Source organism: Viridibacillus sp. NPDC096237 (assembly GCF_050278625.1).
In the GTDB taxonomy this organism is placed as follows: Bacteria; Bacillota; Bacilli; order Bacillales_A; family Planococcaceae; genus Viridibacillus.
This window is the reverse complement of sequence record NZ_JBNNTI010000029.1, coordinates 1-25,940: the sequence shown is the minus strand read 5'-3', so window position 1 is coordinate 25,940 and position 25,940 is coordinate 1. Positions and strand designations below refer to the sequence as shown.

At 35.6% G+C, this 25,940-nt stretch carries 21 protein-coding genes, 1 pseudogene and 3 riboswitches; of the genes and pseudogenes, 17 read left to right on the top strand and 5 right to left on the bottom strand.

Going from position 1 to position 25,940, the window contains the following annotated elements:
* Nucleotides 1-531: 531 nt before the first annotated feature.
* Nucleotides 532-2,115, top strand: a complete 1,584-nt coding sequence (locus ACQKMD_RS15235) for a catalase (RefSeq protein WP_427752996.1) — start codon at nt 532-534, stop codon at nt 2,113-2,115.
* Between the two features lie 130 nt (nt 2,116-2,245).
* Here ACQKMD_RS15235 and ACQKMD_RS15230 read toward each other — a convergent pair.
* The 3 genes and pseudogenes from ACQKMD_RS15230 to ACQKMD_RS15220 all read right to left on the bottom strand — a co-directional run.
* Nucleotides 2,246-2,362, bottom strand: a pseudogene (locus ACQKMD_RS15230) (NADPH-dependent FMN reductase); the annotation flags it as partial.
* Nucleotides 2,363-2,645: 283 nt separating this feature from the next.
* Nucleotides 2,646-3,401 carry an ABC transporter permease gene (locus ACQKMD_RS15225; protein WP_427752995.1) on the bottom strand — a complete coding sequence of 252 codons (756 nt, stop codon included), beginning with the start codon at nt 3,399-3,401 and terminating at the stop codon, nt 2,646-2,648.
* Nucleotides 3,398-4,129, bottom strand: a complete 732-nt coding sequence (locus ACQKMD_RS15220; RefSeq protein ID WP_427752994.1) for an ABC transporter ATP-binding protein — start codon at nt 4,127-4,129, stop codon at nt 3,398-3,400. The genes ACQKMD_RS15225 and ACQKMD_RS15220 overlap by 4 nt, the downstream gene beginning before the upstream one ends.
* Nucleotides 4,130-4,513: 384 nt before the next feature.
* On the opposite strand from ACQKMD_RS15220, the gene ACQKMD_RS15215 reads away from it, so the two are divergent.
* Complete coding sequence (locus tag ACQKMD_RS15215) at nt 4,514-5,005, top strand: methylated-DNA--[protein]-cysteine S-methyltransferase (protein ID WP_427752993.1); 492 nt, start codon at nt 4,514-4,516, stop codon at nt 5,003-5,005.
* Between the two features lie 320 nt (nt 5,006-5,325).
* On the opposite strand, the gene ACQKMD_RS15210 is transcribed toward ACQKMD_RS15215, so the two are convergent.
* Complete coding sequence (locus ACQKMD_RS15210; RefSeq protein ID WP_427752992.1) at nt 5,326-5,871, bottom strand: phosphoribosyltransferase family protein; 546 nt, start codon at nt 5,869-5,871, stop codon at nt 5,326-5,328.
* A gap of 132 nt (nt 5,872-6,003) precedes the next feature.
* Nucleotides 6,004-6,105: riboswitch (purine riboswitch) on the bottom strand.
* A gap of 186 nt (nt 6,106-6,291) precedes the next feature.
* Here ACQKMD_RS15210 and ACQKMD_RS15205 point away from each other — a divergent pair.
* From ACQKMD_RS15205 to ACQKMD_RS15140, 14 genes are all read left to right on the top strand, one after another.
* Nucleotides 6,292-7,761, top strand: coding sequence for a nicotinate phosphoribosyltransferase (locus ACQKMD_RS15205; RefSeq protein ID WP_427752991.1), 1,470 nt, complete (start codon nt 6,292-6,294; stop codon nt 7,759-7,761).
* A gap of 13 nt (nt 7,762-7,774) precedes the next feature.
* Complete coding sequence (gene nadE / locus ACQKMD_RS15200; RefSeq protein WP_427752990.1) at nt 7,775-8,602, top strand: ammonia-dependent NAD(+) synthetase; 828 nt, start codon at nt 7,775-7,777, stop codon at nt 8,600-8,602.
* Nucleotides 8,603-8,786: 184 nt separating this feature from the next.
* The gene (locus ACQKMD_RS15195; protein WP_427752989.1) at nt 8,787-9,443 is read left to right on the top strand and encodes a nitrous oxide reductase accessory protein NosL; all 657 of its coding nucleotides are present in this window, start codon (nt 8,787-8,789) and stop codon (nt 9,441-9,443) included.
* Between the two features lie 66 nt (nt 9,444-9,509).
* Nucleotides 9,510-10,787, top strand: a complete 1,278-nt coding sequence (locus ACQKMD_RS15190) for a NosD domain-containing protein (protein ID WP_427752988.1) — start codon at nt 9,510-9,512, stop codon at nt 10,785-10,787.
* Nucleotides 10,763-11,239, top strand: a complete 477-nt coding sequence (locus ACQKMD_RS15185; protein WP_427752987.1) for a nitrous oxide reductase accessory protein NosL — start codon at nt 10,763-10,765, stop codon at nt 11,237-11,239. Before ACQKMD_RS15190 ends, ACQKMD_RS15185 begins: the two co-directional genes overlap by 25 nt.
* Entirely contained in the window at nt 11,239-12,051 is an 813-nt protein-coding gene (locus ACQKMD_RS15180) for an ABC transporter permease (RefSeq protein ID WP_427753016.1), read from the top strand. The genes ACQKMD_RS15185 and ACQKMD_RS15180 overlap by 1 nt, the downstream gene beginning before the upstream one ends.
* Nucleotides 12,048-12,737: an ABC transporter ATP-binding protein gene (locus ACQKMD_RS15175; protein ID WP_427752986.1), complete on the top strand. Its 690-nt coding sequence runs from the start codon at nt 12,048-12,050 to the stop codon at nt 12,735-12,737. Before ACQKMD_RS15180 ends, ACQKMD_RS15175 begins: the two co-directional genes overlap by 4 nt.
* A 187-nt stretch (nt 12,738-12,924) precedes the next feature.
* On the top strand, nt 12,925-13,875 hold the full coding sequence (locus ACQKMD_RS15170; RefSeq protein ID WP_427752985.1) for an AAA family ATPase: 951 nt from the start codon (nt 12,925-12,927) through the stop codon (nt 13,873-13,875).
* The gene (locus tag ACQKMD_RS15165; protein ID WP_427752984.1) at nt 13,872-15,089 is read left to right on the top strand and encodes a DUF58 domain-containing protein; all 1,218 of its coding nucleotides are present in this window, start codon (nt 13,872-13,874) and stop codon (nt 15,087-15,089) included. The genes ACQKMD_RS15170 and ACQKMD_RS15165 overlap by 4 nt, the downstream gene beginning before the upstream one ends.
* Complete coding sequence (locus tag ACQKMD_RS15160; protein ID WP_427752983.1) at nt 15,086-17,326, top strand: DUF4129 domain-containing transglutaminase family protein; 2,241 nt, start codon at nt 15,086-15,088, stop codon at nt 17,324-17,326. The genes ACQKMD_RS15165 and ACQKMD_RS15160 overlap by 4 nt, the downstream gene beginning before the upstream one ends.
* A 33-nt stretch (nt 17,327-17,359) precedes the next feature.
* Nucleotides 17,360-17,461: riboswitch (purine riboswitch) on the top strand.
* 136 nt (nt 17,462-17,597) lie between these two features.
* Nucleotides 17,598-19,151 carry a glutamine-hydrolyzing GMP synthase gene (gene guaA, locus ACQKMD_RS15155; RefSeq protein WP_427752982.1) on the top strand — a complete coding sequence of 518 codons (1,554 nt, stop codon included), beginning with the start codon at nt 17,598-17,600 and terminating at the stop codon, nt 19,149-19,151.
* A gap of 630 nt (nt 19,152-19,781) precedes the next feature.
* On the top strand, nt 19,782-21,410 hold the full coding sequence (locus ACQKMD_RS15150) for a Na/Pi cotransporter family protein (protein ID WP_427752981.1): 1,629 nt from the start codon (nt 19,782-19,784) through the stop codon (nt 21,408-21,410).
* A 367-nt stretch (nt 21,411-21,777) separates the two neighbouring features.
* A complete protein-coding gene (locus ACQKMD_RS15145) occupies nt 21,778-22,365 on the top strand; it encodes a TetR/AcrR family transcriptional regulator (RefSeq protein ID WP_427752980.1) in 588 nt (195 codons plus the stop codon).
* A 15-nt stretch (nt 22,366-22,380) separates the two neighbouring features.
* Nucleotides 22,381-23,055, top strand: coding sequence for a YqeB family protein (locus tag ACQKMD_RS15140; protein ID WP_427752979.1), 675 nt, complete (start codon nt 22,381-22,383; stop codon nt 23,053-23,055).
* Nucleotides 23,056-23,108: 53 nt separating this feature from the next.
* Here ACQKMD_RS15140 and ACQKMD_RS15135 read toward each other — a convergent pair whose 3' ends face one another.
* A complete protein-coding gene (locus ACQKMD_RS15135) occupies nt 23,109-23,732 on the bottom strand; it encodes a pentapeptide repeat-containing protein (protein WP_427752978.1) in 624 nt (207 codons plus the stop codon).
* Nucleotides 23,733-23,930: 198 nt separating this feature from the next.
* A riboswitch (purine riboswitch) is annotated at nt 23,931-24,032 on the top strand.
* Between the two features lie 126 nt (nt 24,033-24,158).
* Here ACQKMD_RS15135 and ACQKMD_RS15130 point away from each other — a divergent pair.
* The gene (locus ACQKMD_RS15130) at nt 24,159-25,475 is read left to right on the top strand and encodes an NCS2 family permease (protein WP_427752977.1); all 1,317 of its coding nucleotides are present in this window, start codon (nt 24,159-24,161) and stop codon (nt 25,473-25,475) included.
* Nucleotides 25,476-25,940 lie beyond the last annotated feature (465 nt).

Below are 25,940 nucleotides of genomic sequence, written 5' to 3'. Positions count from 1 at the left end.
CTTTTTTTGTTGGAAAAATTGTGGGGATAGGAGAGTTGAAGAGGTTGCATAAGAGCCCGAATGCGTTTAAAGGAAGAGCGAGTAGGTTAAATGAGCCCGAGTGAGTTAAAAGAAAGAGCGAATAGGTTAAATGAGAGCCCGAGTGAGTTAAAAGAAAGAGCGAGTAGGTTAAATGAGCCCGAGTGAGTTAAAAGAAAGAGCGAGTAGGTTAAATGAGAGCCCGAGTGAGTTAAAAGAAAGAGCGAGTAGGTTAAATGAGAGCCCGAGTGAGTTAAAAGAAAGAGCGAGTAGGTTAAATGAGCCCGAGTGAGTTAAAAGAAAGAGCGAGTAGACTAAATGAGAGCCCGAGTGAGTTAAAAGAAAGAGCGAATAGGTTAATTGAGCCCGAGTGAGTTAAATGAAAGAGCGAGTAGTCCAAATGAGCTCGAGTAACTTGTAAATCAAATAAGAGATTAAGAAACCCCCGCATATGTTTAATTCCACAAAATACAGGACAAAATAGATTGAGAAGATACTCAAGGAGGCTATTTTATGACGCATAATGATAATCATATTGAAGAGGAAGACACTCTTACCAATAGACAAGGGCATCCAATTACGAACAATCAAAATTTGAGAACGGTTAGTAATCGTGGACCGGCTACCTTAGAAAATTATGATTTCTTAGAGAAGATGAGTCATTTTGATAGGGAGCGTACACCAGAACGTGTAGTACATGCTCGTGGTGCTGGAGCACATGGCTATTTTGAAACGTTTGGAACAGTAGGTAATGATCCTGTTTCAAAATATACAAGAGCGAAAGTTTTCCAGGACAAGGGAAAGCAAACGCCCGTTTTTGTTCGATTCTCAACTGTAATTCATGGTAATCATTCACCTGAAACTTTGCGAGATCCTCGAGGGTTTGCAGTGAAATTTTATACCGAAGATGGTAACTGGGATCTAGTAGGGAATAATATTAAAATTTTCTTTATTCGCGATGCTATGAAATTTCCAGATATGATTCATGCATTTAAGCCGGATCCAATTACTAATATACAAGATGTTGAGCGCTTTTTTGATTTTTGTGCAAGCTCACCAGAAACATTCCATATGGTCACTTTTATCTATTCACCATGGGGAATCCCTGCTAATTATCGAATGATGCAAGGATCTGGAGTGAATACGTATAAATGGGTAAATAGTGATGGAGAAGCTGTTTTGGTCAAATATCATTGGGAACCAAAACAAGGAATAAAGAATTTGACGCAAGAAGAAGCTGAAGAAATACAAGCTAAGAATTTTAACCATGCAACACAGGATCTATATGATGCGATTGAAAATGGCGATTATCCTGAGTGGGAATTAAATGTTCAGATCATGTCTGATGGAGAACATCCAGAACTCGATTTTGATCCATTAGACGATACGAAACTATGGCCTAAAGATCAATTCCCTTGGCATCCTGTAGGAAGAATGGTGTTAGATAAAAATCCTGAAGATTTCTTTGCGGAAGTTGAGCAAGTATCATTCGGAACGGGCGTATTAGTCGATGGCCTCGATTTCTCTGATGATAAAATGTTACAAGGCAGAACATTTTCTTATTCCGATACACAGCGCCATCGTGTCGGAGCAAACTATTTACAACTCCCAATTAATGCACCAAAGAAACGCGTAGCTACAAACCAAAATGGTGGTAAAATGTTGTATAAGCGAGATTTAGCTTCAGGACAGAATCCGCATGTTAACTATGAGCCATCCATGCTTGGCGGCTTGCATGAAGCTAAGCAAAATGCAAAAGAGTATACTCCATTTATTGAAGGTAATCTTGTACACGAATCCATTGATCGACAAAGTAATACAAAACAAGCAGGAGAAACGTATCGCAATTTTGAGGACTGGGAAAAAGATGAGCTTCTAGAAAACCTTATCGGTGATTTATCAAGTTGTGATGAAAAGATTCAAAAGGCAATGATTGCATTGGCAGAGGATGCTGATGAAGACTACGGACGTAGATTAAAAGAAGGGCTACAAAATTCGAAAAAGCACTTGTCTACGCACAAACCGCTAGCGAATATTGATGGAGATAAAGCACCTGATAAGGCGGTTGAAAAGGGGCATGATGCAGAACCATATTAAAAAAGAAATGTGAGGTTTATAAATCTCATGTTTTTTATTAGTGTTTTCTTCCTATTGAGGTATTTTTAGTAATATAGTTAAATTGTTGGAACTTTCCATTTTAGGGGTATATGCTTTACTTGTTACAAAATTTTAAAATCCCTAATACACCCATTGATGAACCTACAATGAACCCCGGTTTATCTTTGATTGTGTAGTCACCACCACGTGATAACCAGTCAATTGCATTTTTTAATGCACCTGGAATAGGCAGTGTACGAGCACAAATTCATCTACGTGAAATTCTATCCAATCCAGCTTTAGGACCAGTATTACTACCAGGTAATGAAGTATATATTGGAGCAGTCCACACGAAATTAGACGAAGCTGGTGTATTAACAGATGAAAGAACAATTGCGTTCCTTGATACAGTAGTAGACAACTTCATCGCTTTTTACGATAAACATACTAAATAAATATATAGCTTCCCAGTACAATTATTATGCCAAAAAAGCTTCTTCTCTAGGATGTATAGAGAAGAAGCTTTTTAATTAAAATTTTCCTTTTAACATTTGCATACGATTATTAAATAACGTTGGATAAGACAAAAATCCAAGGAAAATGCTCGATACAGCTGCTGTTGTAAGCAGGATGAAAACAATTAGTAATTGAAATTGTACTGCCTGAATAGGATCAGCACCAGCGATGATTTGACCACTCATCATGCCTGGTAGCTGGACAAGTCCAATAGTTTTTTGACTCTCTATTGTTGGAATCATACTTGCTTTAATGGCATTAATTAATTGTTGATGAATGGCCTGTTTTGGTGTACCACCTAATGATAAAATAAGCTCTACTTGATCACGATGAGCGTGCATTTCAGCTGTGAAACGATTTAAAAATAAAATAGATAATACCATGGAGTTTCCTATTATCATACCGCTAATTGGAATAATATATTGTGCAGTTGCAGGTACTATTTGAAAGCCTAGTAAAATGGCTTGCGTCAATGTTTCAACAGTTAGTAACGTGACGGCGATTTTCCATGTAATTCCGTCAATGGACTTCCCTTTTTTACGCGCATTTAATGTAGCAGTTCCAATCATCAAAGCAATCATTAAGAATATATAGATAAAATGATTGGAATCAAAAACAAATTTTAATACATAGCCGATAGCAAGCAATTGAATAATGGAGCGTATCGTTGCAATAAATGTATCTTTTTCTAATCCGAGTTTTAAAGTTTTTGATAAAAATAAAGGAATCAGTACAAAAATTAATGTTAAGGATAACGCTAAATAGCTCATTTAATCACCCCTTGTACAAAGCGCCTTACAAGCTCATTTTGAGGATCTTCTAATAGCTTACTTTCACCGGTCTCAATAAGTTCACCTTTCATTAAAACCCAAGCAAAGTGACCAATTTTTAATGCTTGATCGAGGTTATGTGTAATCCAAATCATCGTAACGTTATATTTTTTGTTGATTTTAACGATTAGATCTTCGATTTCCTTGACTGACGCACGGTCGAGTGCAGAGGTAATTTCATCTAATAACAATATTTCTGATTGATTGACGAGGGTTCTAGCAATTGATACTTTTTGACGTTGCCCTCCTGATAATTCATCTGCATCTTTATGTAAAAAAGAACGTTCCAGACCCACATCTTCTAAATATGAGATAGCGTTTTCTTCAAGTAGTTCCTTATTTTGTAATGCTAACGGAAGCTCTAAATTTTCAAAAACTGTGCCTTTAATCATAGGCGCAGCTTGCAAAGCCATCCCAACATTTCTGCGTAAATCAATCGGATCATAAGTAGTAATGAGTTCGTTATGAATAAAAATTTCACCTGCAGTAGGTGAGATTAAGCCATTACACATTTTTAGTAAAGTAGTTTTGCCTGCACCAGATGGGCCAACGAGTGTTGTGATTTTTCCTCTAGGGAAAGAGCCGGTAACGTCTTTAATTATTTTAGTATCACCAGTTTGGAAATTGACGTGGCTAAAATGTATAGCTGGCTCATATACATTATCCATTTGTAAGCCTCCTGAATAAAAGTTTTTACTATAAATGTACCATAGTTCTAGAGTAATCATCTATATTAGTTCCGGTGGGTATTTATTAATATAATAAACGTCATAAATAGAAAGTTGAATATATGATTCTCATTCCGAACAGCGCTTTGCGTAATCTTAAATCCCTTTATTTGTCGGCCTCGTATTAGATTTTCGATATGTTGCTCTTTTATATACCCAATTTGTCCTTTAATCTAGAAATATTGGGTATATTATAATTACACTAAAAAGTAAGGGCTGATGTGATGAGGAGAAATGATATACTACGTCCAACTAAAGAACAAAGGAAAGCTCTTACGCATATGATAAAAACTCAATTGTCGAAGAAAAAGGAGCAATGCTAGCATGATAAAAGAAATATATTGGGCATCTTTTCAATATGAAGATTGGGAAATTTATATAGCTGCTACTAACCATGGACTTAGTTATGTAGGCATTAGTATAGATGAGTTAAAGACTATAACTGCAAAAAGGTTTAAAAAGTATAGCTTAATAGAGGCAGATGAAAAGTTAGAGGCTTATAAAAAAGAGTTGATAGATTATTTAAAAGGTGAGAATAAGGAATTTACGATGTCTCTTGATATAGGTGGCACAGAGTTTCAACGATCTGTTTGGCAAGCATTACAGGGAATTCCTTATGGCCAAACAACAACATATTCAGCAATCGCCAATCAAATTAAAAATCCAAAGGCAGTTCGAGCTGTAGGTACCGCAATTGGTGCAAATCCAATTTTGATAATCGTACCATGTCATCGTGTTATCGGGAAAGATGGCAAGCTTACCGGTTTCCGTAGCGGTATTCCTATGAAAGTGGCGCTACTTGCATTAGAACAATAAAATGTATGAAAAATAAGAATGTAAAAAATATTACCAATTTGATGCAAAAAAATTGAGTTTCTTCCTATATAAATAGTATTAATAAAATAGAATAATAATACCTGCGGAGTGCTTACATCATTTTGCATGCATTTATAGTTCACATAACTGAATAATCTCAGTCTGTTTTAAATTGTTTCGAAAAATAATATGTCATTAATTAATATGTGAAATTCTTATTTAATTTAATATGAAAATCGAATATTTTATTAGCGCTTATTTTATTTGATAAAATAAAAAGCCAATTCAAAAATGATTGAATTGGCCTACGGATTTAAAAATTATAAGGGATGAGGAAAGAGCGGCAATTCCTCTAAGAAAATAATGTCACTTCGTTGAGTAGCATCGCCTTCTGCTAAAATAGCAGCTTTTGCAATAACTCGACCACCGGCTTTTTTCACAAGCTCTTCTAAGATCTTGATAGATTCGCATGTGTTAATAACATCGTCAATGATTGCAACTCGTTTATATTTTATAAAAGCTGAGTCTTGGAAATCTAGACATAAGATTTGTCTTTCTTTTGTCTTAATTGATTTCACTTCATGGATAAGTGGTTCTAGCATATAGGGTTTTACTGATTTACGCGCTACGACATAACGTGGTAATTTTAACCGCTTTGAAAGCTCATACACTAAAGGAATTCCTTTTGCTTCTGTCGTAATGAGTAGATCTACATCAGGTAGCTTTTGGGCAAGGGCAGTAGCTGCTGCATCTACCATTTCTATATCACCTGATAAAACAAAGCTAGCAATGGATAGATTTTCTTTAATTTGAATAATGGGCAAATGGCGCTTTAAACCTGCGACATGTAATTCATAATTTTTCATTGCATAAAATCCTCCGATTTAAAATGACTAATGAGACAAATTCAAAAAATACCCGATGGCTTATAAAAATAGGTCTCTAATAGTCTTTACATTTTCAGATGATTTAAATCGTAATAATGCGCATCATCAAAAAAATTACGTGACTCATTCCTTAATATAGCAATTCACGATGACTATCTAGATACTTTCAATACACATTACTGGAAGTATACGGGATTGTTCGATTTAAAAACAATGTTAACACCTTTAAAACTATTGTTCAAACTAATAATTTATGGATTACTAAGAAAATTGAGAAATTTGCAGTGGAATTAATGAAAAAATATAAGGTTCCCGAGATAGAATAGCGTTTTCAAAACATGTTTGAAGGTAAATAGTGTATACTATGACTAATTACGATGGTGGAAGAAGGGACTAAGTATGAAATCGAAATATCCAGATGATAGCTTAGCGCTGCATACAGACTTATATCAGATCAACATGGCAGAATCTTATTGGGCAGATGGTATACATAATAGAAAATCAGTGTTTGAGCTGTATTTTAGAAAATTACCATTTGGTAACGGTTTTGCAATTTTTGCTGGTCTAGAAAGAATGCTGGACTATTTACGTGATTTCCGTTTTAGTGAAAGTGATTTAGCGTACTTGCAAAATGATTTAGGTTATAGCGAAGATTTCATTGAGTATTTAAGTGATATCCGTTTTACCGGAGATGTGTTTTCGATGGTAGAAGGTGAATTAGTCTTTGGCAATGAACCTATTGTTCGAATTGAGGCACCTTTAGTAGAAGCACAATTAGTTGAAACTGCTCTCCTGAACATTGTTAATTACCAAACATTGATTGCAACAAAAGCTAGCCGTATTAAGCAAATTGTAAAAGATGATGTGGTTATGGAATTTGGTACACGCCGTGCGCAAGAGATGGATGCAGCCATTTGGGGTACACGTGCAGCAATTATAGGTGGATTGGAATCGACAAGTAACGTGCGTGCAGGTAAGTTATTTAATTTGCCAGTTGCAGGTACACATGCTCACTCACTTGTTCAAGCTTATAAAAACGATTACGAGGCATTTCATGCTTATGCAAGACGTCATAAAGACTGTGTATTTTTAGTTGATACGTATAATACATTAAAATCAGGAGTTCCAACTGCTATCAAAGTAGCAAAAGAACTTGGTGATAAAATTAACTTTTTAGGTATCCGTTTAGATAGTGGTGATATTGCCTTTTTATCAAAAGCGGCACGTAAAATGTTAGATGACGCTGGATTCCCGAATGTCAAAATCGTTGTATCAAATGATTTAGATGAATATACAATATTGAATTTAAAAGCTCAAAATGCAATGGTTGATATATGGGGAATCGGTACAAAATTAATTACGGCATATGATCAACCCGCTTTAGGTGCTGTGTACAAAATAGTATCCATTGAAAAAGACAATGGACAAATGGAAGATACTATTAAAATTTCTGCTAACGCTGAAAAAGTGTCTACGCCTGGGATGAAAAAATTATACCGTATCATCGATAGAGAGAACGGTAAAGCAGAAGGTGATTACATTACGATGGTTGATGAAGAGCCGCAATTGGAGGAACGTATTAAAATGTTCCATCCGGTTCATACATTCATCTCCAAATTCGTCACTAATTTTGAAGCTAAAAATTTACACACGAAAGTAGTAGAAGATGGACAAGTAATTTACGAAAGTCCATCTGTCCAAGAAATGCGTGAATATGCAAGCAATAATCTAGACTTACTATGGGATGAATATAAGCGTTCTTTAAATCCAGAGGAATACCCAGTAGATTTAAGCCAAAAATGCTGGGATAATAAAATGCGAAACATTCAAGAGGTTAAAGATATGGTCGAAGAAATAGAGCTTGGTTAAGGAGATAAGTAGTATGGCAAATTTACAACAACAAATTATTGAAGAGCTACGAGTGTTACCAATAATTGATGTACAACAAGAAATTCGTCGTTCAGTAGATTTCCTAAAAGCCTACGCACTTAAGCACTCTTTCGTAAAAGGTTTTATATTAGGTATATCTGGTGGTCAGGATTCCACTTTGAGTGGTAAATTGGCACAAATTGCTGTAGATGAACTGAATGCACAAGTAGGTAAAGAGCAATACTCTTTTTGGGCAGTGCGTCTTCCATACGGAGTACAAGCTGATGAACAGGATTGCCAGGACGCGATTGATTTTATCCAACCGACAAAAGTTTTTACTGTGAATGTTAAAGCAGCTGTAGATGCTGGTGTACAAGCATTGGCTGATGCGGGAGTAGTACTTTCTGATTTTGTAAAAGGGAATGAAAAAGCACGCGAACGTATGAAAGTTCAATTTGCAATTGCTGCAACAAATGCTGGTATTGTCATAGGGACAGATCATGCTGCAGAAGCCATAACAGGATTTTACACTAAATTTGGTGATGGTGGAGCGGATGTTGTACCAATATTCCGTTTAAACAAGCGCCAAGGTAGAGCGTTACTTGCAGAGCTTGAATGCCCAAAACATCTGTACGAAAAAACACCAACAGCGGATTTAGAAGAAGACCGTCCGTCATTACCTGATGAGGTTGCACTAGGTGTAACATATGACCAAATTGATGATTATTTGGAAGGTAAAGAAATTCCTGAAGATGCACGTAAAGTATTAGAAGAACATTATTTACGTTCACAACATAAACGCCATTTACCGATTACGGTTTATGATGATTTTTGGAAGTAATTGAATAGATTGAATGAGCCGAATGCCTGAGTATGCATTCGGTTTTTTTATTTGATAAATTCTCCAAAATATGAACAATTGTATTAAAATTGTCACACTTATTCTACGGATTTTTCACAGTAACTTTCATCTTTTATCACATTTGTTAGATATAGTTATAGGTATATTGAAGGGAGAGAGTTAAGTGAAAAAGCTATCATGGTTATTATTATTATTGGTTGTTGCAGTGTTGACTGCATGTGGACAGAATGACAAGGAATCTAATTCAGATTCAGGGAAACAGAAAGAAGCTGTAGAAACAGAAACAAGTGACAAAGAAATTACGGTCACAGCAAGTAATGCAGTAGACAAGCGTTTGAAAGAACCAACTGAAGATTCGCTTTGTGAATACTGCAATATGAAAGTATATGAAGCAACACATGAATTCGGTGCATTTAGTGTGCAAGGTATAAAAAAAGACGGTGCAACTGCATTTTATGATGACATTGGTTGTATGTTAAACCAAGAGCGCGTAGATGGCGCTAAGATGGATAAATTCGTACGAGATTTTACATCAAAAGATTGGTTGAAATTAGATGACGCTGTCATCGTCCAAGGAGATATAAAAACACCGATGAGTTATGGTTTTGCTTTCTTTAAAGATCAAGAAGGTGCTGATGCGTTTATCGCTGATAACAAAGGTGCAAAGGTTGTTGATGTATCAGTAATTGATGAAATAGCACACGTGCGTTATAAAAAGAGAATGGAAAAAATGAAAAATAAGGATTCTGAAAGTAATATGGATATGGGTTCTCACGGACATGATAAATCTAAGTCGGATTCCGATAAACATAACCATTAATAATACGTCAAAGGCTAGGGAAACCTCTAGCCTTTTTGTCGTTTCAATGGAGGTGGATGATTCTTGGTGAAAAAGTGGCTTTTAGTAAGTGCATTGTTTCTGTTAGTAGCACTCCCTACGAAAGCCGAAACGATAGACTTACAGTACTTAATCGACGCTACACCAGCTGGAGGTGAGCTACATCTTCAGGATGGTATCTATAAAGGCTCTTTTCTAATAAATAAACCTATTAAAATAATTGGTTCAGAACATACGATTTTGCAAGGAACTACAAAAGAAACATTGCTAAGAATCGAAAATACTAATGATGTGAAACTTGAAAATCTCCAGCTAAAAACGGCAGAAACTGGTATCTCTGTAAAGAAGGTAAAACGTTTATATTTGAGTGGATTAAAGTTAACATCAATTTATAGTGGTATCCAGTTTTACTATGCAGAGGGTGCCAAGGTTGCTAAGACAGAAATTCAAGGGGTAGAGGGACATTATTCCAAAAAAGGTAATGGTGTAACGATTTTTAATAGCAAGCGACTACAGATGAATGGTCTCAAAATTAATCAAGTACAAGATGGCGTTTATATTGAAAACGTCTCGCAAATTGAGTTACAAAACAACATAGTAAGTAATAGTCGCTATGGCATTCATTTTATGTATACGGAAGGTGCCAAAGCTATTGAAAATACATTCAATAAAAATGTTACAGGTATAATGCTGATGATGACAAAACAGACTGATTTGCAGCGTAATGAAATAAACGAGCAAAACGGTTTGAATGGTTTTGGTGTTGTATTGTTTGATGCACAAAATATTGATGTTAAAGGTAATATTTTTCGGAATAATAGAACGGCTATTTCAGCGCAAAAGCTACAACAATCTACTTTGAAAGAAAATAGATTTCAGATGAATCAAAATGCTGTTGAACTTATTCGTTCTAATACTGATAATAGCGTCATCGAAAATGATTTTATTGGCAATATCGTCAATTTACGTTCAGATGGTTCGGAAACGACGGTTCAACATAATTATTACGATGATTATGATGGTATTGATGTAGATGGTGATGGTATTGGAGATCGTTCTTATGTAGCGTTGCAGAGTTTCGGTCAATGGATGGTCAGACAGCCGGTTTATCAATATTTTATCGAATCACCAAGTGTCGTTTTATTAAATGAAATAGATAAACAAACGAATAAGATAGAAACAGATCAATTAGTCGACAAAAAACCGAGGATGATGAGTTTGCAAAGTGTAGAGCAACCTCGTAAACAGAATATAGGGCGAATTGTAATGGGCGTTGCAATTATATTATGTGGATTATGGCTATGGAGAAGGGAAGTGACGATTTGAAAGTGAAATTGATAATATTAGTGGTGATGGTGGTCGCCATACTACAAGCATGTACTGATAAAGAATATAAACCTAAAGAAATCGTCAGTGAAACGGATGTATGTGAAGTTTGCAATATGAGTATTGTACACGAGGATTATGCAGGGCAAATTGCGTTGGCAAATGGCGATTATAAAATGTTTGATGACTTAGGTTGCTTAATTGAGTATATGAAGGAGATGGACGATGGCGATTTAGGCAAAGCTTTTATCAAAGATGAAGGTGGTAAGAACTGGGTCGATGTGAAATCAGCTAACTATGTCTATGATAAAGAAATCTGGACGCCGATGTCTTATGGGGTTATCGCATTTAAATCTGAAGCGGTGGCAAAAGATTGGACAACTAAGAACAAGGGTGGCACTCTACTAAGGTTCAATGATTTAGAAGATTTTAAGTGGGGAGTTCATAAGTGATGAATGCGCTATTTATAAGGCTTGAGTGGAAGCAAATGCTAAGAAGTCGTTGGATGCAGTTAGTTGCCGCTTTATTTGTACTGATTTTCGCAGCAATTTCATTGATTCAGCAAATTGCTCTACCAGATGTAGAAAGTTTTACGAGACAAACGGCAAGTTATTTAAATTTACTATTGTTACTATTGCCTTTGTTTATATTAACAATTGGTAGTATGGGGGTAGCTAGTGATCTAGAGTCTGGCTGGTTCTCACTGTTAAAAACGTATCCGATGACAGTGGCACAATACATTGTTGGTAAATATGTGGCATTACTATTATCTTTCTTTATGATTTTGATATTAGCATTTAGTGTTGTATTAACAATGAGTGGATTTGCAGGGCAATTGGGTTTACCTCCTGTTTTTGTAGGTGTAGCTTTTATGACGGTGTTTATTTTCGCGGCGCTTGCGGTACTTTGTGGTGTCATGGCGAAAAGTCGCTTGCATGCATTGGCGTTGTCATTGGTTGTCTGGGCTTTTGCATTATTGTTACTATCCTACGTGTTAATGGCTGTAGGGACTCTTGTTGCAGGGCATATATTGCAAAAGTTAACGATTGTTATGATTCATTTAAATCCTGCTGAGTGGATTCGCTTCGGCTATTTTATATTCTCAGGTCAATCGTCTGTTTTAGGGCCATCATTTTATAGCTTTACGAACTTCTATAGTTCAGTGTCAGGATTTATCGTGTATGCTGTTGTAACTATGTTCTGGATTGCCTCACCATTAGTGCTTGCTCAATTTTTCTTGAATAGAAGGGGGCGTCAAGTGTGATTGTTGAAGGAAAAGAACTTGTGAAGAAATATTCCGAGCATCAAGGATTGCAAGATGTATCCTTTTCTTTAAATGAAGGTCGGATTATTGCACTTGCTGGTGGTAATGGGGCAGGGAAAAGTACGCTTATTCGACTATTGATTGGCCAAGAACAGCAATCGAGCGGGGAAATTTTTTTCTCAGGCGAACGTTCGATTAGTTATATGCCAGATGATATTAATTTTCCATCTGCACTTACAGCAGAAGAAATCTTGCAGTTATTAGCCGGGCTGAAAAAGGTGTCGGTAGGTGAACGTGAAAAAGTGTTGAAGCGTGTTGGTTTGTGGGAATTTCGTAAACAAAGAGTAAGTCAATTTTCAAAGGGGATGCGCCAACGTTTAAATTTAGCTCAGAGTCTGCTTGGTGATGAGCGGTTAATTATCTTAGATGAGCCAACAAATGGACTAGATTTACTATGGATTGCAGAGTTGAAAATAATTTTACAAGAGCAAAAACAATTGGGTAAAACAATATTGTTCTCCACTCATTTATTGTCCTTTGCTGAAGAGCTAGCGGAAGATGTGCTGTTGCTACATGAGGGGAAGGTGCTAATGCAAGGTTCCATTCATAAAGTTTTAAAAGAAGCAAAATACAATCATTTAGAGGAAATGTTTATAAAGAAAGTAGGGTTAGCAAATCGAAGATAAGTGTAATACTAATGAAAGCATGGCTTATTATAGTCATGCTTTTAAATTTTGTAAAAGGGTTGTAAACGAAAGAGAGTACATGTCCATGGTATAATAAGTCCAATTGTATAAAACATTTCAGTTCATAAGACTTACTTATTGTCTAATGGCTAAAAATAATAGACTTTGTAAAGTGGAGGTTCAATTGATGGAAACACAAGAAAAGCTTCAAGAGGTCGTACGTAATATTGAAAAAGTTATGATAGGTAAAAAGCATATAGCAGAATTGAGTGTAGTATCATTGCTTGCTCAAGGGCATGTTTTACTAGAAGATGTACCTGGTGTTGGTAAAACGATGATGGTGCGTGCTTTAGCAAAATCAGTAGGAGCACAATTTAAGCGTATTCAATTTACACCGGATTTATTGCCTTCTGATGTTTTAGGTGTATCTATTTATAACCCAAAAGATATGGAATTCCATTTTCGACCGGGGCCAATCATGGGCAATATCGTATTGGCTGATGAAATTAATCGTACATCTCCGAAGACGCAGGCTGCTTTACTTGAAGGCATGGAAGAGGCTGCTGTAACGATTGATGGCGAAACTTATAGTATCCCAAAACCTTTTTTTGTAATGGCAACACAAAATCCGATTGAGTATGAGGGCACTTATCCGTTGCCAGAAGCACAACTCGATCGATTTTTGTTGAAGATGAAAATGGGATACCCATCTTATGATGATGAAATTGAAGTACTGCGACGTGCTGAACGAGGTAAGCCAATCGATTTATTAACATCTGTCATTACCTTAGAAGAGTTAATCACTTTGCAGCAACAAGTGAAAGATGTGTTTGTTGATGAAGTAGTGAAAGGTTATATTGTAGATTTATCTCGTGCAACGAGAGAAAACCAATATGTGTATTTGGGAGTTAGTCCACGAGGCTCTATTGCACTAATGAAAGCCGCACAAGCTTATGCATTACTACGAGGTCGCAGCTTTGTCACACCGGATGATGTACAGTTTTTAGCACCATTTGTATTCTCACATCGTATAATGCTACGTCCTGAAGCGCGTTATGACGGTGTTTCACCAGAAGAAATTATTGGACGCATTTTAATTAATACAGTTGTGCCCATTAAAAGGTCTGCAAATCAATGACAATAAGTAGATTACGATACGTTTCGGGAAGAATTATGCGCCTGATGCTAGTCGTTTTGCTACTGCTTACTACACTAGCATTTGGCTTCATAGAAGGCGGTTTTGTAATTTGGTTTATCTTTTTCATGTTACTTCCTTTCTCAATGTATTCATTGTTGTTGGTTTTTACACCTTTAAAAAAAATGAAGGTAGAGCGCAGTATTGAACAGGAAAATATGAGAAATGGTGATTCATTGAAGATGACAATGACTCTAAGGCGCAATAATAGATGGCCTATTGTATATGCAGTAATTCGTGAAGCGATGCCAAGTGAAGTATTGGTAAATGCAACGACGAAACCAATGCAAAGGTTACTGATAATTGGATTTAAAAAGCAAGTTAAGTGGACATATGAAGTTGAAGAAATACCGCGCGGGGAACATTATTTACATGGTGTTGAAATAACAGTAAGCGATTTCTTTGGTTGGAATAAAAAAACGCAATTCATTTCCGCAAAGCGTACTGTCGTAGTGTATCCGAATGTGACTAAAATGATTTTTAGACCACTTAATATGAGCAAGCAAACGGGAAATGGACCGGTATCTTCCGCAATTGTACGAGATACAACGATGGTGTCAGGGTTGCGCGAGTATCAAGCAGGAGATCGCATGTCTTGGGTACACTGGAAGACATTTGCGAAAACGGGAGAGCTTCGTTCGAAAGAATTTGAAGATCAACAATCACAAGATTTATGCCTAGTGCTAGATTGTACGCCATCAGCATTATTTGAAGATCAGGTTGAATTTGTTGCCTCTATTTTGAATGCGAGTGTTCGTCAGCAAATAACGATGGCATTTTTATCCGCGGGTAGAGAGCGCATATATTTTGAAGCAGTTCAAACAGAAAGCCAATTGCAACAAGCAATGTTCCATTTGGCGAGTGTACAAGATGATTTAGTAGATTCAGTCAATCGTTTGTATGGACAAGATCGTACGTTAGCGAATGCAGCTCAACTTCTTTTTGTAACAAGTAAGCTTACAACCGAGTGGCTTGATATTTTAACAAAGGCTACAATGTCATCTCGTGCCTGTCTTTGTTTTGTTATACGAAGTAAAGGACAAGCCACGTCTACCCAGGAACAGGCTATGGAAAAATTGGCTCGCATACGTGGTATAAGAGTTATTACGATTGGTAAGGAACAATTTACAGAAGCCTTTATGGGGGGATTGAAATGACAAATCACCCTATTAAGAGAATGATTGGATTAGTGGCACTTTATATAGTGATCTTCTTCATGTTAAGAGAATGGCTTCTGCCTGTTGTTGTTTTGACTAATACAGGTCATCTAAACTTATTCTTATTATTCGTAGCTATCTGTCTACTGGCGAATATAGTCCATTTAAATGGTTGGCTATCGGCTATTATTAAATTTGCCTATGTACTATGGTTTTTAATGTACGTATATACAGGTACGAAAGTATTTTCAATTGAGAGTGTACTAACATTAAGTAGTGAAATTCAAAATAGTTGGTTAGCGTTGATGCAAAGCGATTGGAATGGTGTGACGAATTCGTTCCGAAGTATCTTATTCTTTATCTTACTTTGGATGACAATTTATCTGATTCACTATTGGGTAACGGTGAAGCATACTATTATCCATTTCCTATTCGTAACGATCATTTTTTTAGCTTTGTTAGATACTTTTAGTGATTATAATACTAAGTTTGCGATTATAAGAGTTATGTTTTTAGGACTACTTTTACTTGGCACTTTATATGCTAATCATTTATTTGAGACAAATGATGTAGAGAGAAAAGGGATGAAATATATTGCTGTTCTAGTTCCATTAGCAGTTATGCTTATTGCAAGCACTATATTTGCGTATGCGATGCCCAAAAAAGGCCCTATAATAACTATACCAAAATCAATTTCTGCACTAATGGAAAAACAGGGGAAAGGCAGTTCTGCTATTGGGAGAATTGGTTATGTTGAGGATGATAAAAAGTTAGGTGGTCCATTTAAAATGGATGCTCGTATCGTCTTTAATGCAACAGCAGATAGTAAACAATATTGGAGAGTAGAAACAAAAGATATTTATACCTCTAAAGGATGGGAACGTAAAAAAGGGGACGTTTATGTTGAAGCTTTTAATCAAAATGAGAACATTCCTCTCACTATAAAGCCAGGAAGTAAGAAAGATCAAACTACTGCGGAAATTGAAATGAAAAAGGATTTTAAATTTATCATGCAGCCATATGGTTTGATGTCAGTTGGAAATGTAGCATCAGGAGTATCTTTCTACCGAGAAATAGATGGGGAAAAAATTCGACCTTTAAAGGACGAATATGAAATTGCATTAGAAGCGTATACGATAACCTATAGTTCACCAAAGTATAGTTTACAGTCCCTCAAGAAAACACGCCCAAACGATTTAGACAAATTATCGAAGGATTATAATACTTATTTACAATTACCTAAAACATTACCAAAACGAGTGAGGAACCTTACAAAAGACATTACGAAAGATGAAAAGAGCTTATACGGTAAGGCAAATGCAATTGTAGATTATTTTAAATATAACAATTATGTCTATAGTCGTGACGAAGTGGCGATTCCGGGGAAAAATGACGATTATGTTGATCAATTTTTGTTCGATACAAAAATGGGCTATTGTGATAACTTCTCAAGCTCAATGGTTGTTATGTTGCGTTCTATTGGTATTCCTGCACGTTGGGTAAAAGGTTTTTCTGAAGGTGAAGAAGTACAGAATGTTGCTGGTGAACGGAAGGAATTTGTCATTACAAATAATAACGCTCATTCATGGGTAGAAGCATATTTACCTGGAATAGGCTGGATGTCTTTTGAACCTACAATAGGCTTTGAAGGTTTTGATAATGTATTAGATGATGTAAAAAACCAACAACAACCTTCACCAATCAATCCTAAAAAAGAAGATAAAAAAGAAGATAAAGAAGAAAAGCAAAAACAACAGGAAGTTGAGAAGAAGAAAGAAGAACAGCCAAAAGAAAAGAAACAGAAACAAGAAAAAGAGAAAAAACAAGGTCAAAAAGAAAAAACAGAAGAACCTGTAATGAGCAAGAAATCTGCAATTATGATAGCAACAATAATAGGTACTTTAATAATACTTACCTTAATTGCAGTATTATTACGTAGAAAATGGATACCTAAAGCAATGATTGGTTATTATCGTATGAAGAAGCCAGAAAATATTTCGATAGACCATGCTTTTCATCAGTTGTTGAAGCAATTAGAGCATGCTGGTCTGAAAAAAGGGAATGGGCAGACATTGCAAGACTTTGCTCGTTATGTAGATAAACGCTTAGGTACGTCACATATGAGTAAAATTACTGCTTTATATGAGCAACAAATTTATAGTAATAATTATACTCAATTAGATTGGTTAGATATTAAAGAAAGTTGGGAATATTTAATCAATCGTACAAGCAGTTGATTTTAGGCGGTACAACATGTAAAATTGAGAAAAATTATATATACTGATTACCCTCATATATGTTCGAAAATAAGGTTCGGATGTCTCTACCAGGTTACCGTAAATGACTTGACTATGAAGGTGAATGACAGCGCGGATACCCGTGTGCTAGCATTCACCTTTTTTGATGAGCATAAGGACGCGTAGGATATTATTTCAGACGCGTTCTTTGCGTATATTAATGTTAAAATGAGTAGGTAAACAGTTATTAATATTAGAAGAGGTGGAAACATTGTCAGCTAGTTCAATTTTACAAGATCAAGAAAAGATTATCGTTCTTGACTTTGGTAGCCAATATAATCAGCTAATTACTCGTCGTATTCGTGAATTCGGAGTTTACAGCGAATTGCATGCGCATACTATTACTGCAGAAGAATTAAAAGCAATGAACGCTACAGGAATTATTTTCTCTGGTGGTCCTAACTCTGTATATGATGAAAATGCATTCCATATCGATGAAGAAATCTTCAATTTAGGTCTTCCTATTTTAGGGATTTGTTACGGTATGCAATTAATGACACATGCTTTAGGTGGGAAAGTTGAAAAAGCTGCACACCGTGAGTATGGAAAAGCAGAAATTCAAGTATTGAATGACAATGCTTTATTCGGCGAATTACCGAAAGAGCAAGTTGTTTGGATGAGTCACGGTGATTTAGTAACTGTAACTCCAGAAGGCTTTGAAACAATTGCAACAAGCGCTTCATGTCCAATCGCTGCAATGGCAAATGCTGAACGTAAATTCTACGCAGTTCAATTCCACCCTGAAGTACGTCACTCAGTTTACGGAAATGACTTATTACGTCAATTCGTATTCGACGTATGTAACGCTAAAGGCGATTGGTCAATGGAAAGCTTCGTAGAAATTGAAATTCAAAAAATTCGCGAACAAGTTGGCGACAAGAAAGTTCTTTGTGCACTTTCTGGCGGTGTAGATTCATCAGTTGTTGCTGTTCTTATCCACAAAGCTATTGGTGACCAATTAACTTGTATGTTCGTTGACCACAACTTAAACCGTAAAGGTGAAGTTGAACAAGTTATGAAGACTTTCACAGAAGGTTTCAACATGAACGTTATCAAAATTGATGCTCGTGAACGCTTCATGAGTAAATTAGCTGGCGTTTCTGATCCTGAGAAAAAACGTAAAATTATCGGTAACGAATTTATCTATGTATTCGATGAAGAAGCTTCAAAATTAGAAGGTATGGATTTCCTTGCACAAGGAACTCTTTACACTGATATTATTGAATCTGGTACAGCAACTGCTCAAACTATTAAATCTCACCATAACGTAGGTGGATTACCTGAAGATATGCAGTTCGAACTTATCGAACCATTAAAAACATTATTCAAAGATGAAGTACGTGCGCTAGGTTCAGAGCTTGGACTATCTGATGCAATCGTATGGCGTCAACCATTCCCAGGTCCAGGTCTTGCAATCCGTGTACTTGGCGAAGTAACAGAAGAAAAATTAAATATTGTACGTGAATCAGATGCTATCTTACGTGAAGAAATCGCTAACCATGGCCTTGATCGCGACATTTGGCAATACTTCACAGTGCTTCCTGACCTAAAAAGCGTAGGTGTTATGGGAGACCAACGTACGTACGATTACGCAATTGGTATCCGCGCTGTAACGTCAATCGACGGAATGACTTCTGACTGGGCACGTATCCCTTGGGATGTCCTAGAAAAAATCTCAGTACGTCTAGTAAACGAAGTTGATCACATCAATCGCGTACTGTATGACATTACGTCTAAGCCACCAGCAACTATCGAGTGGGAATAATAATATTAAAGCTTGGAGAGCCTACATTAGTAGGTTTTCCAAGCTTTTTTGTTTGTCTGATACCAATATACTTCATGACCTAGTCTATCTGAAAATGTTCATAGTTGTCTTCTCAGTAAAAGTAGAAAATACTTTTTCGAATTCTTTTTTCGTACAGAATTCAACTTGTGTTTTTGTTTTTTTTATATTGCCTACTTGTTTGGCACATTTGTACTTAATCATACAAAGACTATTGGCTTTTTCTAATGTTTGTGCGAATAAGCAGTAAACCATACGAGTGTAGTTTTTAGCTTAATCTCTTGTTAGTTCATTTTTCTGTATTCAAATATAAATATTTTTGGTGGGCATTAAAACCAGAGCGTTTCCATGACTCTATTGAATTTAAAGATGTAGTGAATGCATATGTAGAAAAAAATAAGGAAAACTATAATTGACAACGGAAGGATTTTTATAAAATAGATGAAAAATTCTATAAACTTTTAGCTTATCAGAAAAATATTAAGAAATATGTCGAAATTACGACTGAATTATAAATGCTGTGTAAAGAGCATGTTAAAACTCTGTAAAAAGTCAACGCAGAAAGTCAGTATTTTTTATAATAAATGTGATAAAACATAAAGGAGTGGCAGTATGGAGTTAAATTGGCAGGAAATGATTTTTCAATTCTTGGGAGGTCTAGGACTCTTTTTATTTGCAATTAAATACATGGGTGATGGTCTGCAAAAAGCAGCCGGAGACCGTTTAAGAGATTTATTAGATCGTTTTACGACAAATCCATTTATGGGTGTCTTAGTGGGGATTTTTGTCACAGTACTTATCCAGTCGAGCTCAGGGACAACCGTTATCACGGTCGGTTTAGTCAGCGCAGGCTTTATGACATTACGACAAGCGATTGGTGTCATTATGGGGGCAAATATCGGGACGACGGTTACAGCCTTTATCATTGGGATTAATGTAGGGGAGTATGCATATCCTATTATGGCACTTGGGGCAGTTCTGTTATTTTTCTTTAAGAAAAGTAAGATTCAAAATATTGGTCAAGTATTATTTGGTTTTTCAGGTTTATTTATCGGGTTAGAGTTGATGTCGAGTGGTATGAAGCCATTACGTGATTGGCCGGCCTTTATTGATTTAACATTAAATATGAGTGATTCTCCGATACTTGGTGTTATTGTTGGTACAATATTTACGCTAATTGTACAATCATCTTCTGCAACAGTTGGTATTTTACAGGGCTTGTATGCAGAAAACTTAATAACTCTTCATGGTGCGTTGCCAGTACTTTTCGGTGATAATATTGGGACAACGATTACGGCGATACTGGCAGCATTAGGGACTTCTGTTGCCGCAAGACGTGCAGCGGCAACACATGTATTATTTAATGTTTTTGGTTCAATCATTTTCTTGCTCGTGCTTGGGCTATTTACGAATTATATTGAATGGATTTCTGGTATATTAGGATTAGAACCTAAAATGCAAATTGCCTTCGCGCATGGAACGTTCAACGTTGTCAATACGCTTATTCAACTACCCTTAATTGGAGTATGGGCTTATGTCGTTACCAAGTTGATTCCGGGTGAGGATACTATTGTTGAATATAAACCGAAGTATTTAGATTACTCGTTAATTACAAAATCACCAGGTATTGCGTTAGGACAAGCAAAGCAGGAAGTGATTCGTATGGGAGATTTTGGTGTACAAGGATTATCGGCAGCTAAGGACTATTTAAAAACGCTAGATGTGAAGCAAGCAAGTACAGCGGCACAATTAGAAGAGGCGATAAATAATCTCGATCAGAAAACAACGGATTATTTAGTAAGCTTATCAAAACAATCATTATCAGGTGTAAATTCTCATATCCATCATGCATTACTTGAGAATATTCGTGATATTGAACGTATTGGTGATCATGTAGAAAACCTAATTGAGCTTATTGATTATAAAGAATCAAATCGCATAAAACTTAGTCAAGAAGCGACGCAAGAGCTAGAAGGAATGTTTGAGCTTGTCATTGAAACAGTAAAAATAGCAATGCATGCGCTTGATGCACGTGATGTGTCGTTGGCGCAACAAGTGAGAGCTCAAGAAGAACGTATTGACGAAATGGAACGTAGTTTACGTAAACATCATATTCGCCGATTGAATGAAGGTGTTTGCTCGGGTTCAGCAGGCATTGTATTTGCGGATATTATTAGCAATCTTGAACGTATTGGCGACCACGCCAACAACATTGCTGATACGATTTACGAACAAGATTAAGGTAAAGAGCATTCTTTCGGGAATGCTTATTTTTTTGCCCTAGAAGACATAAGGTATCCAAATTCTTCTAAACAACATTTTGTAGTATACTGTATGATAATACATCTAAGCCATCATCTATTCGTGTGATTTACGAATAAGAAGGGAGTTTTTTTATGTTCAAAATTAATAAGATTTGAGCTGTTTAGAGATACTAAAGTAAATGTTGCTGAAAAGAGGAAAGTTTTATTAAGAATCGTGTTTATAGTTAAGAACAATAACTGGTTTTATTGTTAGATAATCAAATAAGTATCGGGAGATACCAGATTGACAACTTACTTTATTTAATGATTTAATTTACTTAACGATAGGTAAAAAGAGGTGCGATGTGAATAAAGGTAAAGAAACTTATCAAAGGGTAATAGATACGGCTATTTATCTATTCGCGAAAGATGGAATACATAAAACGAGTTTTGCAATGATTGCGAAAGAGTTGGGAATGACAAAGCCGTCTCTTTATTATTATGTTGAATCGAAGGATGAACTGATTAAAAAGGTTTTTGTTTATATTTTTGAAGACTATTCATTTGAGAATTATTTTAAAGTAGAAGATATGACAAAAGATAATTTGATGGATCAACTATATACAGGTGGTATGAAGTATTTAAATGAGATTCAGGAGCAGGAAGTTTTGTTGAACTTATTAAGTGAATATACTTTGTATGCAAATCGTATTAAAGAAGTAGACGAGACTTATATTCAAAAGATAAAAGAAGTACAGAAAATTTTTATTGACGGCTTTGTTCATGTATTACAGAAAGCTACAGAGTTTGGCTTAATGGAGGAAAATAATATTCAAGCAAAAGCTGGAGTGTTGGCTTTAATGTTGGATAACATTCTGAATTATAAAATGCTAGATATGAAAATAGAGGAGGCTGCTATTTGGAAGCAAACAATTACAGATGTAATAAAGTGATAGGAGTGTAAATGTATGAATCATACAACCGTGCATTTGAATTTTTCTAAAGGGGATAAATTATTTCTTTGGTTGATTTTACCGCTCATTGGTTTAGTAATAGGTTATTTTTTGCCTCCAATATCAGAATGGGCAAGTAAGTTAGAGTGGATTCCATTTCAAGGACCGTTTAAGTTGGTCGCTAGTCTCAATGCGGGGTGGGTTATTTTTGCTACGATGGCATTTGGATTAGTCGCGAGCATAATTTTGACTCTACTCATTTATGATGAAATATTGAATATTTATATTAGTGAAGATACATTAGCTTTTAAAATTGGGAAAATTGATATGAGTTATGACAAAGATAATATTAGCTATATTTATGTAGATCACAAAGATTTAGTTGTAATTGGGCATGAAGGTCATGAACTTTTCAGATATAAAAAAGAACTTAGCACTAAAATATTAAAAGAAGAACTCGGTGAACGGGGTTATCTTTTTAAGGACGGAAATCCATATAAGGAACAATTTAAGAAATGGGTACCTGGATTAACTGATTTACCGCTTGAAGCAAATGCGTTGTTAAAGGCAAGAGATGTGGCGCTTAAAAATGATGATAGTGAAGAGGCTTTGCAAATTGTATTTGAATTGTGGAAGCTCCATGTTTCGGTAAAAGAGATTGAATCGAAGCAATATTATAGAGTCGTGTAAGAAAAAAATAGCCGTACCTCCTAATCGAAGGAGGTACGGCTATTTTAAAGTTTTTATTGAATATTAATGCCAAGAATAGCGACGATAGCAGTAGCTTGATCATGGCGAATAGATAAACCCTTTGCTAATGTTGGATCTAAATTGATTTGTTCGAAATAACAAGAAGATAAATCGATTCCTTTTAAATTTGTATCAGAAAAGTCAGCTGCGTTTAGTTCCATTCCTTGGAACGTTACTTGAGTTAAATTAACATCTTGTAAAGTACTTTCGTTTAATTGGCCATCTTTAAATGCAACTGCATTCATTTTCGATTCGGAAAATGTGCCATAGTTCAAAAGACAATCGAGTAATTCAACATTTTTGAGCTGAGTACGGAAGAAGCTAGAACCAATTAGTTTGCAAGTATCAAATTTGACTCGATAAAAAACGGATTCGGCGAAATTACAATTTGATAAATCGCATTTTGAGAAAATGACATCTAAAAATTCCATTTTAGTGAAATCCTCTGTAAGGAACACGCAGTTCTCGAATTTAACTTCGTTTAATTGGCGAGTACCAAACCGACAATCAATTTGACATCCTTTAAGTAATGAGTTCGCTTCAATTTCTTCTAGTATTATCTCTTCATTTTCGATAGTTGATAAATAATGTTGCGAAGGTTCTATTATTTTAGGCATGTTATAAATCCTCTCCAATCCACTTTGTATCATTTTATCAATAATACACTAGATAAACACATAATAAACTGCTGAAATATGTATTGTAATAATAAAGTGATTAGGGATAAAGCGGCTTATACACGAACTATAATACAAAAAAATATAAAAACGTTCGGAAAAGTATTGAAAGTAATGAGCGAGAGTGATATATTAACTACTATAAATAAATAACGTCGTCGTATAATCACGGGAATATGGCCCGAGAGTATCTACCAAGTTACCTTAAAAAACTTGACTACGATTAAAAGAATTGGCTTTGCCGATACTTTTATTAACTTGTGAGTATAAATACTTAGCAAGAATCGTAGACATTCGACTATTTTTAACTAGTTGCATGTCTTTTTTATTCTCAAAAATGTATGAGACGACATACGGAGGATTATCATGAAAAAGTATTTCCAATTTGAAGAACTTGGAACAAATTACCGCCGCGAGATCATAGGTGGTATCACAACATTCTTAGCAATGGCGTATATTTTGGCGGTGAACCCAGGGATTTTAGGGGACGCTGGTATGGATAAAGGTGCTGTGTTTGTAGCTACAGCATTAGCAGCAGCGACTGGTTCATTGGTGATGGGGGTTTTCGCAAAGTTTCCGATTGCATTAGCGCCAGGTATGGGGCTTAACGCATTCTTCGCTTATACAGTAGTAATAACATATGGTATTCCATGGCAAACAGGTTTAACTGGTGTATTCTTCTCAGGTATTATTTTCATTATCTTATCTTTAACAGGTGTTCGTGAAACAGTTATTAATGCTATTCCAACACAATTAAAATATGCAGTATCAGCAGGTATCGGTTTATTTGTAACATTTGTTGGTTTAAAAGGAGCAAAAATTATTGTTTCTGATCCAGCTACCCTTGTTACATTAGGTGAATTTAAAGGTGAAACATTATTAGCAGTTTTCGGTATCGTTATAACAGTCATCTTTATGGCTAGAAATATTAAAGGGTCGATTTTCTTAGGTATTATTATTACAGCAATCGTAGGTATGATTTTTAACTTAATTGATGTACCAACTGCTGTTGTATCAAGTATTCCTGACGTATCTACAACATTCGGGGTAGCGTTAGATCCTATTTTTGATGGATTCTCAAATGGATTCAAAGAATTATTCAATGTTCAATTCTTAATCGTAGTACTAACATTTTTATTCGTAGATTTCTTTGATACAGCTGGAACATTAATGGCAGTAGCAAACCAAGCAGGTTTAGTTAAAGATGATAAATTACCACGTGCAGGTCGTGCTTTAATGGCAGATGCTATTGCAACAACAATCGGTTCTTTGTTCGGTACATCAACAACAACTGCTTATGTTGAATCTTCATCAGGTGTTGCTGCTGGAGCGCGTTCAGGTTTCTCGGCAGTTGTAACAGCAGTACTATTCTTACTAGCAATGTTCTTCTTCCCGCTATTGGATGTAATTACATCAGCAGTAACTGCGCCAGCACTAGTGATTGTTGGAGTGTTGATGGTTTCATCATTACGCCTAATCGAGTGGAATAAATTCGAAATTGCAGTGCCAGCATTCTTAACAATGATCATGATGCCGTTAGGTTATAGTATCGCAACAGGTATTGCAGTAGGTTTTATCTTCTACCCGATTACAATGTTATTAGCAGGTAGAAAGAAAGAAATTCATCCATTGATGTATGTACTGTTCTTTGTTTTCCTTGCTTACTTCATTTGGGTACGATAAATAAAACAGTATTATATAGAAGAAGCTCCCTCCAAATGGTAGGGAGCTTCTTCTATATATAAAGAGAGTTGTAGAATCTTTTGCTAATTAATAAAACTTTTAATAGAAAACTATTGCAACATATCACTTAAGGTGATATATTAAGTAACGTTGTCACTGAGACAATGAAATTACAACTTAAACACTTTGTTAAAATACTTTATACAAAGGTGTTGACAACAATCTATTAAGTTGTTATGATATAAAAGTTGCTGAACGAGCAACGTTGTTATATTCAGATGAACAACTTAAAAAGAAATTTTAAAATAGTTGTTGACAACGAAGAGTTATACTGATATAATAAGTGAGCTACTGATAAGGTAGTGAATATAATGAACCTTGAAAACTGAACAAGCAAGACGTTAATCAATAAATGTTTTTGGACACCAACTCTGTTGGTGGGTCAAAACGAAAAAATAGATATCA